This window comes from Ktedonobacterales bacterium (assembly GCA_036557285.1).
Lineage (GTDB): Bacteria > Chloroflexota > Ktedonobacteria > Ktedonobacterales > DATBGS01 > DATBHW01.
On sequence record DATBHW010000019.1, the window covers coordinates 1 to 15,547 of the forward strand.

Consider the following 15,547-nt stretch of genomic DNA (forward strand, 5'->3'; position numbering starts at 1 on the left):
CGCAGCGGGTTGGTGTGGAGATAGCGACCAGAGGGAAACGACGGACGAGGGGGGGGACCACCGAGAATAGCCATCAAAGCACGCTCCTTTCGACGGTGTGAGCCAACGACTCACCCTGCCGAAACGGCCCCTGCCTGGCGCGGCCACAGACGCGCACCTCGCCTTCAGGGGAGCGCGAGTCCCTGCGCTCCCCCTCCACCGAGTGGCATCCCAGCCTGACCAGGAGCGGGGCCGTGGAGCGAACTACCAACTAAACGGAATAGCCAGTGATAGAATGCCCTAGCCCCAGTCCTGGTACGCCCAGTTCTGGGGGGAATGGCGCGGCGATGTTACTGACACTGCCGCGTCATGCCGTTCCAGCAGCACCTCAGCCCACCCACATGTGAACCGAGTAAGAAGAGTATACCTGCCTGGCTCTCCTCTGTCAAGCGGCGTAGGACCACTGGACCACCTGTAGCGCCGCCATCCCGGCGGCCACCGCTGCGTCAGCGCGAGCGTTCGCCCTCCAGGCCACCGTCCCCAGCGACCACTGGTAGCGCCGCCTTCCAGGCGGCTCAACGCTGGCACTGGCGCACGCCTGGATCGGAGGGCAAACGCGCGCCAGCGCGCACGCTGCCCTGGCGCGCCCATTGGGCGGGGCCTCCACTGGTAGCGCCGCCTTCCAGGCGGCTCATCGCCGGGCTACCGGAACGGGCGCGCGCCAGGGCACACGCTCGCCCTGGCGCAGCGGTGGCCGCCAGGATGGCGGCGCTACAGGTGCAGATGCCGCGCCTATGCGGGTGGGGGGAGCCTGCACAGGCAGGCTTGGTGGGCGATAGCCCTCCAGGCGCGGCCTTCAGCCGCCAGCCTCCGTACTTTTAGATAGCCCAGGACCAGGGGGGTGAGCATGCGCCCCCGGCATCCTGGCCCATTTCTTGCACGCCTGATATTGTTGGCCTTCTATGCTTTAGAAGGGAGCAGAGAAGGAACGAGGCGGGCGCGCAACAGCAAACCAGCCACATACCCCGGATAGACGGGAAGGAGCATACTCATGCGGAAAAAAACGATCATGTGGTTGGTCTTGACTGCGCTCGTCCTGACGATTATCGGCATCGCCCTATTTGTCCCATCCATCGCCACCGTGACAAGCCATTGCACACCGGAACAAATCAATACCAACACCTGTTCTGTCAGCTTGCAGGGCGGGCAAGCGACAGGAGTCGTGATTGGGAGCATCCTCCTCCTGGCCTCCGGCATTATCTGGCTTGTGGCCTGGATTGGCGCGCTTATTCGCTCGGCCAAAATGCAGACCTGGGTCTGGTTCGTCATCGTTCTCCTCTTCAGCGGCCTGGGGACACTGATCTACGCCCTCTTCGGCCCAAAAGATCGGCCAGCCCCAACGATGTATCCACCCACTGGCTACCCACCTGCCGGATACCCACCTGCTGGCTATTCCCCACCCGGCTACCCGCCGCCGCCAGGAGCGCCGCCGCCCTACCCGCAGACGTAGCGGGGCATATCAGCACGCCAGCGGCGAGACCGACAAACATCAATCTCGCCGCTGGCGTGCTGTGGGAGAAAGCGCCTGGAGCCAGATGTTGCTAGAGCCACCAGCAAGCATCATCGTAATGGTGGGCTGTCTGCGCAGCAGACATCGCTTATCCTCTTTTCTTCTGAGGCTGGCGATTCACCACCCGCGCCTACGCGACCTGCTCCAACTTTCCGGTATGGACATCGTAGATCAGGCCGTAGACCGGAATCTCATCAGGAATCAAGGGAGACGCCTTGAACGCCGCCACATCGGTGCGCACACTGGCGGCCAGATCGCTAAAGGGCAAGAAATCAATCCGCGTCGCGGCATCATGGGCGGCTGCCCCCAATTCGCCTTGAATGCGTGCGCGGATTTGCTCGTTGTTGAAGGTCAGCATGCCACAATCTACGTGGTGAATGACCAGAATCGCCTCCGTACCCAGCAGCCGCTGCGAGATCGCCAGCGAGCGAATGGCATCCTCAGTGGCGCGCCCACCCGCGTTGCGAATCACATGCGCATCGCCCAGGCGCAGGCCCAGGAAGGAGAGCGGTTCAACGCGCGCATCCATACAGGTGACAACGGCCAGCTTGCGCGCGGGCGGCATCGCCAGGCTCCCCTGGGTGAAGCCGCTGGCATGCTGCTGATTGGCCTGTAATAGTTCGTTCAGAGAGATTCCCATAGGTCCCCTTTCGGTATCAGGCACATCCGACAATCAAACCGACAAGGAGATAGTACAGTAAATTGATCAACAATATCAAGATTACGCGCTGCCAGTTTTGCACCACTGGCGCACCGGGCAGCGCGCGCAGAGAGGGACCGATGGCAGGCAAAGCGCCCGGCCATGCTGCACCATCAGGCGATTGATGGTCAGCCAGTAGGGGGCTGGCAAGATGCGTGCCAGAGCTAGCTCGGTCTGGTCGGGGGTTTTCGTCTGGAACCAGCCTAGACGGTTGCTAATGCGGTGGACATGAACGTCTACACAGAGGGCTTGTATATCGAAAGCATAGAGCAGCACACAGTTGGCCGTTTTGCGCCCGACGCCAGGCAGCGCCAGCAGTTCATCAATCGTCCGGGGAACCTGCCCGCCAAACTGATCGCGCAGGATGCGCGCGATCTCCTTGATGCGCGGGGCTTTCACCTCTGGATACTGCGAGCCTTGCAGCAGGCGCTCCAGTTCATCAACCGGCGCGTCGGCCAGCGCAGCCGCGTCGGGATAGCGCGCGAAGAGCCGTTTGGAAACCAGTGTCGTTTGCTCCTCGCGGGTGCGCTGCGAAATGACCGTAGCGATCAGCACCTTGAACGGCTCGCCCAGTTCCACCGCGCCTCTGCCATGATATGTCTCGGCCAGCGTATCCATCACCTGGGGGATGTAGGTTGTCCAGGGCGGCTCTGTTGTGGGCGCTGTCATCGCTCGAAATATCCTCCCTGACCATCTCTCAGCCGTTCTCGTAAATATCGTGGGTACCGATGCGCAGCCAGATCACATGCACATCGCCCGAATGAGGAGAAGAGCCATAGGTAAAGAGGGCGCGACGATCTGGCGCCCAGTGAAACTCAAAAACGCCTTTTTGGGAGCGAAAACGCCGAATACCAAGATGCCTGGGAAGTGGGTGGTGCGCCTTCAGAGCGGCAACAAACTCTGCGACGGCTTGATCGAACAGGCGCTGCTCTTCCAAACGCAGCTTTCGATACTCGTTCAGAAAACGCTCGGTTTCTTCATGAGTAGGCATGATTACCGCTGCTCCCCGTTGTGGAGGGAGTCAAGCAGCGCAAAAAACTCTGCGTCGGTGTGATACGTGCGCGGCGTGCGTTCGAGCGCGGCCAGTTGCTCTGGTAGTTCCGCCTCCCATTTATCATACAAACGCTCAATGGCCTCTTGCCGCTTTGCCCGCTTTTCCAATTCAGCTAGCTTATACTGGAGCAGCCCTGCTACCTCTTCTTGCAGAGTTGGATCTAGCAGTTCGACCTGCTCAATCGCCTGCCGCAGTGGCTCTATCATAGTGATGCCCTCTTTCGCTATTGCGCTTTCTGGCCTCATTATGCCAGGCATCTCTCTCCAAAGCAAGGCTTTTCACCACTCAGGAGCTTCTGGCTGATTGTCAGGCGCGGGCAGCGGCAGCATAAACCAGAAGGTTGACCCCGCGCCAGGGGTGCTCTGCACACCCACCTGGCCCTGATGTGCCTCGATAATCGTCCGGCTGATGTGCAGCCCCAGCCCCAGGCCCACGCCAGAGCCGCTCTGCACCTCGACGCCTGGTACGCGATGAAAACGCTCCCAGATGAGCGCCTGCTCCCCCGCAGGCAAGCCTGGCCCCTGATCGCGCACCCAGACGATAGCCACACCCGCATCAGTCTCCACCCCAACCTCGACGGGTTGCTCTTCCGCCGAATATTTGAGGGCATTGGTCAAATAGTTCTCCACGACCTGGCTCATGCGATCAGGGTCAATCAAGAGCGGCACGCGCAGGTCAGGCGGCAGATGCGCCTTGATGACGCGATCCGGGGCTGCCTGGCGTTGTTCCCCAACCACTTCAGAGACAATACGCGCCAGATCAGCCGGTTGGCGGTGTATTGCGAGTTTTTCCGTCCGAATGCGCGAAACATCCAGCAGATCATTCACCAGCCGGTCCAGGCGGCTGGCCTGGCGCTCGGTGCGCACGAGTTGGTCCAGCAAGAACTCCAGCTTCTCAGCGAGTTGTTCCGTGACATCGGCATCGTCGCGCAGCAGCCGTTGGTAGCGCCGCTGGGATAACTGAAGGCTCAGCAAGATCGAGGTCAGCGGGGTACGCAGTTCATGGCTTGCCACCCCCAGAAATTCATCCATTTGCCGGTTCGCCTCGCCCAGCGCCAGCGCGCTCGTGCGCGCCTCTTCTCGTTCGCGCAGCAGCCGTTCGCGCTCCAACACCAGCGCCGCGAGCATAGCTGACCCTTCGGCCAGCGAGCGTTCGGGCGGCGTGTACATATGATCGGCCTCGCCATAATCCAGAACGAGCGCCCCCACCAGTTTCTCGCGCAGCAGCATAGGGACCGCCAGCGCGCTGCGCGCCCCAGAGAAGTGAGGCAAATCGCTCACAGGTGGTTGGGTCCGATCCCACACCAGCGCCTTGCCTTCCAGCAGGCGGGCGAAAAGTTCTGCGCGCCCCGCATCTTGCGCACTTCGGGCGATCTCCTCAGCCCACCAGCGCCGCTCTAGCTCTGAAGAGAGGCCCACCGCCGCCACCGGACGCAGCGTCTCCGTCCCCGGCTCCAGCGAGAAAATGCCGAGCCGCTCGCAGCCCAGGACACGCGCTGTCAACTCTGCCACCTGCCTGGTAAGAGGATGGGCTACAGCCTTCCGTTTCTCAGCGAAAGAAGGCTCATCGGGCGCGTGCATCAGCGCCTGCGCAATCGCCAGCAGCCCGTTGAGCGCCTCGTGGGTACGCCGCTCCAACTGGCGGCGCTCGGTCACATCGCGGAAAGCGATGACAGCGCCGCTAATACGCCCTTCGGCGTCACGCATGGGCGCGGTACTCGCGTTCAGCGCCATCTCCCGGCCATCCAGGGTCCGCATGATCATTTCCGTCGAATGCTCACCCGTCAGCAGCTCGCCGTGTAAGGCGCGGCGAACGGGCAGTTGATCTTCAGGGACCACCTGCCCATGCTCATCGCGCAGCATCAGCAGGTCACGCAGTTCCGTCAGCGAATACCGAAAGAAATCGAGATCAGCGCCAGCAGGTCCATGCGCGCGACGAGCAGCCGGATTGACATGCACCGCGCGTCCCTGCGCATCGAAGACCATCAGCCCATCGGCCAGCGCCTCGAAGATCGCTTCTAACTGGCTGGCGCGCGCATCCGCATCCGCATGCGAGCGCCGCTCAGCCTCAAAGAGACGCGCGCGATCAATTGCCAGGGCAACGCGGACCGCCACCAGTTCAAGCAGGCGCGCGTCATCCTGGGTGAAGCGGCCTGGCAGCACAGCCGTCACGTGCATGACCCCGATCACCCGCCCATCCACGACCAGCGGCACGCCAACAAAGGAGCGAAAACGATCACGAAAGTATTGGTAGACCGTTTCGACGGTAGAGAGGTCGTCAATGATAAGCGCCTCACGAGTGGCTGCAACGCGGCCAGCCACACCCCTGCCCAGCGGTATTCTCACCTCCTGCGCCAGTACGTCTTCCAGCCCGCGCACAGCGCGTATCGTCATTTCCTGCCCGGATTCATCCAGTAACAGAATGGCGCCATTTTCAACAGACAGCGCCTGACAGAGTCGTTCAAGCAGCGCACCCAGCAGATCATCGAGCGTGAAATGCGTCAGCGCCACCTCACTGATGAATTGCAGCGCGCGCAATCGTTCGGTAGCCTTCTCCGACTCGGCGCGAGCGGCCTGCTCGCGCTCCAGAAGGCGGGCGCGCTCTTGCTCGGCGGCCTTGCGCTCGGTGATGTCCACCATCGCCACCACGCCGCCAATAATCGCTCCGGCCTCGTCGTGGATGGGCGCGGAAGTATTGATCGCCGTCTTGCGCTGTCCATCAAACGCCTCGATCTCCACCTCTTCACCAGGACAAACCTCACCCCTGGTCAAAGTACGGGTCAGCGCCCACTCATCGGCGGCAATCGGCTCCCCGGTGGCGGGCCACCAGCCCTTATAGGCGCCATACCCCGCTATATCTGGAGGCAGCGGCGCTTCCACGCCCCAGAGCTGCCTGAAGGCGCTGTTCAACGCCTGCATCTGCCCCCGCGCGTTGGCAATCGCCACGCCCACCGGCAGCACATCGAGAACCGTTTGCAGGCGCTGGCGCTCTAATTCGCTGTGCGCTCGCTCCGCCACCAGCGCGCCAGCCCATGTTTCGGCGGTCCGCCGCGCCCGCTGGACTTGCATGGCAATCAGGCTGATAATCCCTCCAACCAGGATGACCAGGCTATCATCAACTACTATTGCACTGATTTGCTTGGCAAGAGTGAAACGGGGTGGGATGTCAAAAAAATCCAGCAGAGCAACGCCTGCCAGAGTCGCCACGAGGCTCGGCCCGGCCCCCCAGGTCAGAGCCACCAGCAACACAGCCAGGAGCAGCAGCAAGCCAGGCACATCAAAAGTAGGAAAGAACTGGAGGATCAGCAGATCGCCCGCAACCGCAGCCAAAGCCATGAGCGCCCCCAGCAGATAGCCCACCCAGGGTTGGCGCCAGCGTTCCGGCAGCCAGAGCGGGGCAAACGTATAGTTCTGGAACCAGCGGCGCAGGCCCCGCCAGAGCAGGCCCAGGAACCGCTGGGGCGCAGGGGGGTGGAGCGGGTCCAGCAGAGGGGGAGGCATTTCAGTCCCGGTACCCACCGCCGCTTTCTCAAAGGGCGCTGCCGCGCGTTTCCTTCCACGATGGTTGGGCGCATTGCCAGGTTGCGCAGACACCACTATCTCCCGTCATGGCACTCGCACTGCATTCGTCGTCTATCCCCATAGTATCAGCAAATAGTAACAGCAAAGGCAAGGTCAACAGCAAAAAGCGCCCTGCCGGAAGGCGCCACTTGTAGCGCCGCCATCCTGGCGGCCACCGCTTCGCCCTGGCGAGCGTGCGCCCTCCAGGCCAGCGGACCAGCAGGCCAGCGGCTTGCCGCCAGGATGGCGGCGCTACAAGTCACAGGTCTCGCCTGCCAAGACCTCATTCTTGGTGGAGCGCCTCCTGGCAGGGCGCTTGACGCGCCTGCCATGCTCCTTTACAATGGGGGTACTGGTTGTTTGAGGCATGGCTTTCCCTGCCTGCATCTTTGCATTCCCTACCCAGGAGGTCTTTTTGATGGCTGAACGCGAGGGTCAGCAATTTGGCAATTATCGCCTCGTTCGATTGCTAGGCAGAGGCGCTTTTGCCGAAGTCTATCTGGCGGTACAGGTGTTCCTGGGTACGGAGGCCGCCATCAAAGTGCTGCATACCCAACTGGCAAACGCCGCCGATATAGAGAAGTTTCGTATGGAGGCGCGCACCATTGCCACGCTGACGCATCCGCATATCGTGCGCGTCCTCGATTTTGGCGTGCAAGATGGCACGCCCTATCTCCTCATGGATTACGCGCCCAACGGCTCGCTGCGGCAGTTGTTCCCCGCCGGAACGCCGCTGGCCCCGGCCACCATTCTGCCCTATCTCAAGCAGATAGCGGAGGCGCTGCAATATGCCCACGACCAGCGGCTGATTCACCGCGATGTCAAGCCGGAAAATATGCTGCTGAGCCGCAGCAACGGGGTCTTGCTCAGCGATTTTGGCATCGCCCTGGTAGCGCAAAGCTCCAACTACCAGGAGACACAGAGCATCGCCGGAACGGCATCCTATATGGCCCCGGAGCAACTGCAAGGCAAGCCGCGCCCCGCCAGCGATCAATACGCCCTGGGGGTAGTGGTCTATGAATGGCTCAGCGGCTCGCGCCCCTTTCACGGGACGTTCACCGAAGTCGCCGGGCAGCACATGCTGGCGGCTCCGCGCCCCCTGCGCGAGAAAATCCCGACGCTCTCGCCAGCCGTAGAGCGGGTGGTGCTGACGGCGCTGGCAAAAGACCCCAAAGAACGCTTTGCCAGCATACGCGCCTTTGCTAACGCCCTGGAGCAAGCCACTCTGGTGGATAACCCGCAGACATACGCCACCCGCGCGCAAACGCCGCCCAGCCCCGCCGGGCGCAGCGATGGGCCGCAGCCCTCAATCTACGCTGCCGAGACGGTCATCAGCGCGCTGCCAGGCATCCCGGTACCGCCGCCTCCGCAAACCACCGCAGGGTCCGGCCCTCCCATCGTCGGGCCAACCGTTCCAGCGTCGGTCCAGCCGGGCGGGCCGTCAGGATACGCGCCCGCTTTCAATGCCGGATGGGCCGCCAACACGCCGTCGTCGCCAGCGCCCTATGCCGACACGTTCATGTCAATGGCCGCGCCCGCCAGCCCCCTTGCCCCCGCGCCTGGGCAGACGCCGCCCAAAAAGGGCATCTCGCGCCGCGCCGTCGTCATCGGCGGCGCAGCCGGGCTGGCGCTGATCGGCGGCGGCGCGGCGGCCTTCCTGCTGTTGCCAAAAGGCAGTGGAACCGCCGGAACCGTCGTCGGCTCCAGCCCAACGGCAGCAGGGACCGGAGCCGCGACAGCTACCGCAGCGCCAACCGAAACCGCTACCTCAGCGCCAACCGAGACGCCAACCACTCCGCCGCAGCCTGGGTCAACCCTCTACACCTATCGCGGCCATACGCAGGCAGTGGCGACGCTGGAGTGGTCGCCCGGCGGCCTTGTGATCGTCTCCGGCAGCTATGATCATACGGTGCGCATCTGGAACGCAACCAACGGCAATACCCTCATCACCTACAAGAAGCATACCGATCAGGTCTGGACGGTAGCCGGATCGTCCGATAGCAAGTATATGGCCTCTGGCGGCAAAGATCGGGCGGTGCATGTCTGGGATCCTCACGACGGAAACCCCGTCGGCCTCGGCCCCTACACCGGCCACAGCGGGGAGATAGCCGATCTGACCTGGTCGCCCAACAACAAGCTCATCGCCTCGGCCAGCTATGATAACACAGTGCGCGTCTGGGAGGCGCTCACCCAACAGTTCATCTTCACCTATTCCAACCATACCGATCACGTCTGGTCAGTGGACTGGTCGCCCGATGGCTCCCTGGTCGCCTCTGGCAGCAAAGACAAAACCGTCCATCTCTGGAACCCGACCAACGGGACCGGAACCGTCGTCAACATCTACAAGGGCCATAATGACGGCGTAGCAGCCGTCGCCTGGTCGCCCAATGGGAAACGGATCGCCTCCGGCAGCTATGATCGCACCGTCCAGGTCTGGGACGCGACAACCGGGAACAACGTCGTGACCTACAGCGGCCATTCCGGCGACGTGACCGGTGTTGCCTGGTCGCCCGACGGCAGGTATATCGCCTCGTCCAGCAAAGATGGCACAGTGCACGTCTGGAACGCCAGCAATGCAACCAGGGTGCTGGTCTATCGCCAGCACAGCAGCGCGGTGAGTGATGTGGGCTGGGGGCCTAATGGCAAGCGCATCGCCTCGGCCAGCGCCGATCTCAGCGTGCGGGTCTGGCTGGCCCCATAAGGTAGCGTTCACAAAAAGGTCTACCAAACAGGAGGTGTTAGCAGGCGAGGCGTGTGACTTGTAGCGCCGCCATCCTGGCGGCCACCGCTGCGCCAGCGCGAGCGTTCGCCCTCCAGGCCACCGTACCAGCAGGCCAGCGTCCAGCCGCCTGGAAGGCGGCGCTACAAGTGGCGTCCCCGATAGGCGGTGGAACCGTCATAATGTGGCGTTCTTCATAGGAAAGCAGCCACAACAGTGTTATAATAGGCGCGCAGCAGCAAAACCAGGCAGGGCCGCATCTCCACAGCGCAAGGAAACTCATCCACTGACGAACCCATAGGGGAAAACGCCAGTTGCAGGGCGTTTTCCCTAAAGAAACCCAAAAGCACAGCAGGTTGGCGCAGGCCAGCCTCCTGAACACAGGTACGGAGGAAGCCTTCAATGCAATCAACGTTCTGTACTAATTGCGGCCAGCCTCTGCCAGCAGGCTCAGCTTTTTGTGGCTCCTGTGGCGCGCGCCAGACTCCGAACCAGCCACCGGCAAATAATGCGCCGCCCGCGCAGGGCGCTCCGGCTCCCACGCCAGCAGCAGTGAGCGACGCGCCGACGCAGCTTACCCCACCGCCCCCACCGCCAACAGGGGATAACACGCCCACGCAGCTTACCCCACCACCGCCACCAGACGCCACGTTGCGCGCTGACGCGCCGCCAGTCCATGATCCCTACGCCTCACAATATAACGCAGCGCCGCCACCAGCGCCTTCAGGGCCGTCGTCCTTCAGCCAGTATAACGGCCCGGTGATGTCTGGACCTTATCCCCCGCCCCCCGGCCAGCAAGCGCCATTTGCGCCGCCACCAGCGCCGCCAGGCTACGCTCCCGGCCCCCCGCCAGTGATGACGCCGGGCGGCGTCGCGCCCTGGGCGCAGCCGCAAAAAAAGAGCGGCAGACGCTTCGCGCTTGGCTGTGTGGTGGCAATCGTCCTGGTCGTTCTCGTGCTGAGCGGCGGCGGGGTGCTGGCTTACAGGTTGCTGTCATCCGGCAAGAGCGGCTCCACCAGCAGCAGCAATCACCCTGGCAGCACTCCTGGCTCCAGCAACCCTGGCAGTACTCCGGGTACAGGTAGCACGACCACCAGCCCGGGCGGCGCGCAGACGCTCGATAACCTGAACCTTCAGGCGATCTACGCGGGCGTAACCGTCACCGTCATGAACGCCACGCAGGCTCCCAGCGTGCCTGAATACACCCCCAACGATCCCAACCAGGATGCCCTCAAGATGCAGGTCCGGCTGGATAACAGTCAAGATACGCACGGCGTTTTCGTCTCGAACAATGCGCGTGTGGTCGGCCCAAGCGGCAACCCCTACGACGTAACGAACGGCGGCGCATCCAACAGCCTGCCCCTTTCTGTGGACGGGCAGGCCAACATCCTTGGATACTGGTATTTTGCCGTGCCGCATGGCACGAATATCAGCGATTGGAAACTGGTGCTTGGCGCGGCTACCGAGTTGCAGGAAACCATCCCGCTCAACGGCGTGGGCTATGATCCCTCCGTCTGGCAGTGGGTCACGAAGCCCATCACCGAGAAGAACACCGTCACCTACTACGGCGGCGCGCTCACCGGCACCGTCACCAAAGTCACCACCGGCGTCTGGACACCGGGCTTTCAAGCGCCGCAGGGCATGCGTTTTATCCTGGTAGACTTGAAGGTCACGAACAACAGCGCGGGCAGCGCCTATGTTGGCGACCCGGAGTTTGCCCTGCTCCAGCCCAACCAGGAGCGCCAGAACCAGAATACCTTATATGGCTACTTTATCAATGAAGTCCTGGGCGGCCATGAAAGCAAGGACGTGGGCTACATCTGCTTCGTGGTCCCACCAGACAAGGGCGACTTCCAGATGCTCTTCTTCAACCAGGATAACGGGATTGCGGCGATGATTGACCTGGGTACGCTCTAAGAAAGCTTAGCGCCATGCGCACACTGACACTGGCATGGCAGGCGCAAGGGCAGTGGCGGAACCACACCGTCACTGCCGAGCGCCCCTGCATCATTGGGAGGCAGGCGGAGTCGTGCCAGATCATCCTCGATGATCGCTCCGTCTCGCGCCAGCATGCTTCGGTCTACGCCGTAGAGGGCAGGTGGCGCCTGCGCAATCTGAGCCAGAGCAGCATCATCGCCTTCAACCGGCGCTTTCGCCTGACCTATAACCAGGACACACCGCTCAAACCCGGCGACACCTTCCGCCTGGGGACGACGTATCTCTGGGTGATGCCGCCGCAGCCCGGAATGAAGGCGCTGAAGGTGCAGTGCGCCCGCTGTGGCAGGCTGGTAGATTCGCGCCCTGAAGAGTTTTGCCCCTGGTGTGGTTGCTCACTCGCCAACGGCCAGATCGTAGAGGTGGAAACCTGATCATCTCCATGCAGTATCTTGAGGCTATTTCAATAATATACTATATCATTCCTGTACTATCCCGATGCGCTCTCTCATTTCGCTGCTATCTCAATGTTGTACTATATCATCCCGATACTATCTCAAGGCTATCTATGATGCTGGTTCCACCACCTATCGGGGCGCCACTTATAGCGCCGCCTTCCAGGCGGCTGGACGCTGGCCTGCTGGTCCGCTGGCCTGCTGGTCCGCTGGCCTGGAGGACGAATGCCACTTGTAGCGCCGCCATCCTGGCGGCTGGACGCTGGCCTACTGGCACGTTCGCGCTGGAGGGCGAACGCTCGCCCTGGCGCAGCGGTGGCCGCCAGGGACGGCGGCGGTACAGGCGGCTAGCCGCCAGAGACGGCGGCGCTACAAGTGGCTGGACGCTGGCCTGCTGGTCCGGTGGCCTGGAGGGCGAGCGTTCGCCCTGGCGAGGCGGTGGCCGCCAGGAAGGGACGCGCGAGCGAGGCGCAGCCGAGCGAGAATGGCCGCGCCCAGCGCGGTCAAGCGGCCCTTCCCGAAGGGGGGCGGCGCTACAAGTCACACGCCGCGCCTGCCAACGCCTTATGTGTGGTGGAACTTATGATGCTATTTATTAAGGAAGAACCGCGATGCAGAGAGCGCAGATGCCGCCGCAGGTGCGCCTGAACTGGCAAGACCCCGTGACCAATGAAGAGAGCGTCATCCTCGCCCCGCTGCCCATCAGCATCGGGCGGATGCGCGAAAATACCGTTGCGCTCAACAGCGACGCGGTGTCGCGCCAGCACGCCTTGCTGGAGTATGTTAATGGCGAAGTCGTCGTTCATGACCGGCAGAGCAAGAACGGCGTCCTCGTCAATCAACAGCGTGTCAAACACGCGCCTCTGAAAGATGGCGACACGTTCCAGATCGGCCCGTTCCGCTTCTCCATCGAGATCAGCCCCACCGACCAGCCATACGCGCCTTCCCAGGCGCCCACGATGGCTCTCCCGCAGGAGTATGGCACGATGGCCGCGCCTCAAGAGTATGGCACGATGGCCGCGCCTGCGGATTTTGGGACGATGGCCGCGCCGCAGGAGCCTGGCACAGTTGTTGCTTCGGTGGATTTTGGGACCGTCATGATGCCGCCTGGAGCGGCGGCCCAGCCGTCTCAGCCCCCGCAGATCAGGGTGCGCTGGATAGACCCGACCACCCAACACAAGCGCGAAGTCGTGGCAGCGCCGCCCATCAGCATCGGGCGGCAGCATGATAATACTATTCCCTTGCCTGTTATCAACGCCTCGCGCCAGCACGCCATCCTCACGCTGGAGGGCGGCCAGGTTATCCTTACCGATCAGGGCAGCGGGAACGGCACGTTCCTCAACGGGCAGCGGATTCAGCGCGCTCCCGTTAGCCCCACCGATACCATCGAGATCGGCGGGGTGTGCCTGACAGCGGCTCTGGCCGACGCCCCGGCGTCCAGACCCGTTCAGCCCGCCGCGCAGCCCGCGCCGCTTGTACCGCCGTCCCTGGCGGCCAGCCGTTCGCCGACGCCTCCGGCCCCCACGCCGATCAAACCGCCCGCAGAATCCACGCTCGTCTTCAGCGGCGAGACGGGTCTGCTCCTTCCCTTTGTGCCAGCGGCGACAGTGGAAGAGACCTTCCCGCCCGCGTTCTTTCAGCAGCCTGTTGTCCCATTCTGGCAGGCGCAGCAAAGCGGTATCCCTGTCACCGAAATCACCTACCTGGCAATTGGCGGCGGCCTGGGCAGCTTCACCTGGATCGATCACCTGCTGATCTCTGGCGTTCCAGAGCAGCACATCGCTTCCATCGGCCTGGAACCCAAGCCACACGCGCGCTACGAGCGCCTGTGTCATAACTCGCAGGTTCTCAGCCACGAGCGCCTGCGCTCCAACAGCGACGCCTGCCCGGACAATATCTGGGGCTGGCCTTCCTATGGGCTGCGCGAAATCTGGCATTCGCTGGGCCGGGGCCAGATCGGCAATGCGCTGCGCGTCAGCGTCCAGGTTTTCGGTGAGCCGGTCCTGACGGAGACCTATACGCCCCGCGCCAGCGATGTCTTCAACTCAATAGACCGCGAGGCGCAGCGTATTGGCTGGGGGCGCATCTGGCGCTATGGACAGGCCCACGCCATTCGCAAGACTGACGATGGCCGCTACATCATCGCCTACACACAGATCAACCAGCGCCTGGAAGTGGTCAAGCAGTTTATCGTCGCGCGCTATGTGCATATCGCCGTTGGCTATCCGGCCATTCAGTTCCTGGCCGATCTTCAGGACTATCGAGACCGCACCAAAGATTTCCAGCGTGTCGTCAACGCCTACGAAGACCACAGCCATATCTATGACCACCTGGCGCGCGCTGGCGGGGTGGTCATGGTGCGGGGTCGTGGCATCGTGGCGTCGCGGGTCATTCAGCGGCTGGCCGAGGCGCATCTACAAAACCCGCGTGTCGGCATCCTGCAAGTCCTGCGCTCTCCGCTGCTGGCGGGCCATCGTGACGGGCGAGTCCGGCGCAAAGTGGAAAACCATACCGAGCTACAGCCTTTCAACTGGCCCAAAGCCTGCGCGGGCGGCACACTGCGCCGCAAACTGGAACAGGCCGACGATCAGCAGCGTGACCGCCTCCTCAACGACTGGGGCGGCACGACTACCGCCAGCCGCAAGGACTGGCGAGCCATCAGCCGCGCCGGGCTGCGCGAGGGCTGGTATCGGATATACTTTGGCAGGGTGAAGCGTGTAGAGCGCAACCAGTATGGGCAGATCGCCACGTTGATCGCCACCAGCGACCCCAGGCAGCCGGAAAGCTGGCTGCCCGCCGACTTCATCATAGACTGTACCGGCCTGGAGGCCGCGTTGGAGAGTAACGCGCTGCTCAAGGATATGGTAGATACGTACAGGTTGGGGCGCAATCCCAAGGGTCGGCTGCGCGTCGCCAACGATTTTGAGGCGCTGGGCATGGCGAATGGACCCGGCCACGTCTACGCCAGCGGCACGATGACGCTGGGCGGCCCCTTCGCAATGGCGGACAGCTTTATCGGTCTACAATATGCGGCTCTGCGCTCGGTGGAAGCTCTGCGCAAGCTGGGCGCGCCGGGGCTGCGCCGCCTTGGCCCGCTGCGTTCATTCCGGCAGTGGACTCGTTGGGTAAGGAGCAGACATCCATGACACCAACACTCCTGGGGCGCTGGGAAACCCGCTTCTTCCTGCTGGCAACGGTGGGCGTGATCATTACGCTCATCGTCGGGCTGGTCGTCAAAAACGTCGTCACGCCGTTTCTGCTGCTGGGCTATGTCTTTCTCTTCGGGCTGGCCTGGGACGCCCTCTATCAATATATCCTGACCTTTCGCTGGGACCGTGACTGGCCCACCAGCTTTCAGGTGCTGGCGGGCGTCGTCGAAGGCGCGCTGGTCTGGCTGCTGGTCCATTATGTCGGTCTGCCCGGTATTCCATCTACAGCGATGCCGTTCGCCGTCTTTATCAGCATGTACGCCAGCATCTGGCTGATTACCTTTATCATCGCCCAGGGGCCGCTGCGCACGCTGCTGGTCCGCTGGCGCTATCAGGGGGGCGAATGGTTCTAACCGCCCGCGAAGG

15 protein-coding genes are annotated in these 15,547 nt (G+C 62.8%); 7 read left to right on the forward strand and 8 right to left on the reverse strand.

The features are described 5' to 3' along the window. Positions 1-424 precede the first annotated feature (424 nt). Positions 425-646 (reverse strand): hypothetical protein, encoded by a 222-nt coding sequence (locus VH599_06325; protein ID HEY7347919.1) that lies wholly within the window; start codon positions 644-646, stop codon positions 425-427. A 384-nt stretch (positions 647-1,030) separates the two neighbouring features. Between VH599_06325 and VH599_06330 the strand changes: the two genes are divergently transcribed. After that, positions 1,031-1,489, forward strand: coding sequence for a hypothetical protein (locus VH599_06330; protein ID HEY7347920.1), 459 nt, complete (start codon positions 1,031-1,033; stop codon positions 1,487-1,489). Between the two features lie 190 nt (positions 1,490-1,679). On the opposite strand, the gene VH599_06335 is transcribed toward VH599_06330, so the two are convergent. The 6 genes from VH599_06335 to VH599_06360 all read right to left on the reverse strand — a co-directional run bounded on the left by VH599_06335 (position 1,680) and on the right by VH599_06360 (position 7,150). Then, a complete protein-coding gene (locus VH599_06335; GenBank protein ID HEY7347921.1) occupies positions 1,680-2,189 on the reverse strand; it encodes a carbonic anhydrase in 510 nt (169 codons plus the stop codon). An 81-nt stretch (positions 2,190-2,270) separates the two neighbouring features. Beyond that, positions 2,271-2,918: an endonuclease III gene (gene nth / locus VH599_06340; GenBank protein HEY7347922.1), complete on the reverse strand. Its 648-nt coding sequence runs from the start codon at positions 2,916-2,918 to the stop codon at positions 2,271-2,273. Positions 2,919-2,946: 28 nt separating this feature from the next. Beyond that, positions 2,947-3,240, reverse strand: a complete 294-nt coding sequence (locus VH599_06345; GenBank protein HEY7347923.1) for a hypothetical protein — start codon at positions 3,238-3,240, stop codon at positions 2,947-2,949. Between the two features lie 2 nt (positions 3,241-3,242). Next, the gene (locus VH599_06350; GenBank protein ID HEY7347924.1) at positions 3,243-3,509 is read right to left on the reverse strand and encodes a hypothetical protein; all 267 of its coding nucleotides are present in this window, start codon (positions 3,507-3,509) and stop codon (positions 3,243-3,245) included. Between the two features lie 72 nt (positions 3,510-3,581). Further along, positions 3,582-6,896, reverse strand: a complete 3,315-nt coding sequence (locus VH599_06355) for a GAF domain-containing protein (protein ID HEY7347925.1) — start codon at positions 6,894-6,896, stop codon at positions 3,582-3,584. Between the two features lie 53 nt (positions 6,897-6,949). Further along, positions 6,950-7,150 carry a hypothetical protein gene (locus tag VH599_06360; protein HEY7347926.1) on the reverse strand — a complete coding sequence of 67 codons (201 nt, stop codon included), beginning with the start codon at positions 7,148-7,150 and terminating at the stop codon, positions 6,950-6,952. A gap of 131 nt (positions 7,151-7,281) precedes the next feature. Here VH599_06360 and VH599_06365 point away from each other — a divergent pair, with 131 nt between their 5' ends. Next, a complete protein-coding gene (locus tag VH599_06365) occupies positions 7,282-9,564 on the forward strand; it encodes a serine/threonine-protein kinase (protein HEY7347927.1) in 2,283 nt (760 codons plus the stop codon). A 37-nt stretch (positions 9,565-9,601) separates the two neighbouring features. Here VH599_06365 and VH599_06370 read toward each other — a convergent pair whose 3' ends face one another. Beyond that, on the reverse strand, positions 9,602-9,763 hold the full coding sequence (locus VH599_06370; GenBank protein ID HEY7347928.1) for a hypothetical protein: 162 nt from the start codon (positions 9,761-9,763) through the stop codon (positions 9,602-9,604). A gap of 221 nt (positions 9,764-9,984) precedes the next feature. Here VH599_06370 and VH599_06375 point away from each other — a divergent pair, with 221 nt between their 5' ends. From VH599_06375 to VH599_06395, 5 genes are all read left to right on the forward strand, one after another. Further along, positions 9,985-11,499: a zinc ribbon domain-containing protein gene (locus tag VH599_06375; GenBank protein ID HEY7347929.1), complete on the forward strand. Its 1,515-nt coding sequence runs from the start codon at positions 9,985-9,987 to the stop codon at positions 11,497-11,499. Positions 11,500-11,513: 14 nt separating this feature from the next. Then, positions 11,514-11,951 carry an FHA domain-containing protein gene (locus VH599_06380; GenBank protein ID HEY7347930.1) on the forward strand — a complete coding sequence of 146 codons (438 nt, stop codon included), beginning with the start codon at positions 11,514-11,516 and terminating at the stop codon, positions 11,949-11,951. A gap of 134 nt (positions 11,952-12,085) precedes the next feature. Further along, positions 12,086-12,571 (forward strand): hypothetical protein, encoded by a 486-nt coding sequence (locus VH599_06385; protein ID HEY7347931.1) that lies wholly within the window; start codon positions 12,086-12,088, stop codon positions 12,569-12,571. A 12-nt stretch (positions 12,572-12,583) separates the two neighbouring features. Then, positions 12,584-15,118, forward strand: a complete 2,535-nt coding sequence (locus VH599_06390) for an FHA domain-containing protein (GenBank protein HEY7347932.1) — start codon at positions 12,584-12,586, stop codon at positions 15,116-15,118. Continuing rightward, positions 15,115-15,534 carry a hypothetical protein gene (locus VH599_06395; protein HEY7347933.1) on the forward strand — a complete coding sequence of 140 codons (420 nt, stop codon included), beginning with the start codon at positions 15,115-15,117 and terminating at the stop codon, positions 15,532-15,534. The genes VH599_06390 and VH599_06395 overlap by 4 nt, the downstream gene beginning before the upstream one ends. Positions 15,535-15,547 lie beyond the last annotated feature (13 nt).

What these genes read in the sequence shown, in the direction of transcription:
- VH599_06330 (HEY7347920.1), top strand. Translation starts at nt 1,031, where the DNA reads ATGCGGAAAAAAACGATCATGTGGTTGGTCTTGACTGCGCTCGTCCTG.
- VH599_06335 (HEY7347921.1), bottom strand. Translation starts at nt 2,189, where the DNA reads ATGGGAATCTCTCTGAACGAACTATTACAGGCCAATCAGCAGCATGCC.
- nth (HEY7347922.1), bottom strand. Translation starts at nt 2,918, where the DNA reads ATGACAGCGCCCACAACAGAGCCGCCCTGGACAACCTACATCCCCCAG.
- VH599_06345 (HEY7347923.1), bottom strand. Translation starts at nt 3,240, where the DNA reads ATGCCTACTCATGAAGAAACCGAGCGTTTTCTGAACGAGTATCGAAAG.
- VH599_06350 (HEY7347924.1), bottom strand. Translation starts at nt 3,509, where the DNA reads ATGATAGAGCCACTGCGGCAGGCGATTGAGCAGGTCGAACTGCTAGAT.
- VH599_06360 (HEY7347926.1), bottom strand. Translation starts at nt 7,150, where the DNA reads ATGAGGTCTTGGCAGGCGAGACCTGTGACTTGTAGCGCCGCCATCCTG.
- VH599_06365 (HEY7347927.1), top strand. Translation starts at nt 7,282, where the DNA reads ATGGCTGAACGCGAGGGTCAGCAATTTGGCAATTATCGCCTCGTTCGA.
- VH599_06370 (HEY7347928.1), bottom strand. Translation starts at nt 9,763, where the DNA reads ATGACGGTTCCACCGCCTATCGGGGACGCCACTTGTAGCGCCGCCTTC.
- VH599_06375 (HEY7347929.1), top strand. Translation starts at nt 9,985, where the DNA reads ATGCAATCAACGTTCTGTACTAATTGCGGCCAGCCTCTGCCAGCAGGC.
- VH599_06380 (HEY7347930.1), top strand. Translation starts at nt 11,514, where the DNA reads ATGCGCACACTGACACTGGCATGGCAGGCGCAAGGGCAGTGGCGGAAC.
- VH599_06385 (HEY7347931.1), top strand. Translation starts at nt 12,086, where the DNA reads ATGATGCTGGTTCCACCACCTATCGGGGCGCCACTTATAGCGCCGCCT.
- VH599_06390 (HEY7347932.1), top strand. Translation starts at nt 12,584, where the DNA reads ATGCAGAGAGCGCAGATGCCGCCGCAGGTGCGCCTGAACTGGCAAGAC.
- VH599_06395 (HEY7347933.1), top strand. Translation starts at nt 15,115, where the DNA reads ATGACACCAACACTCCTGGGGCGCTGGGAAACCCGCTTCTTCCTGCTG.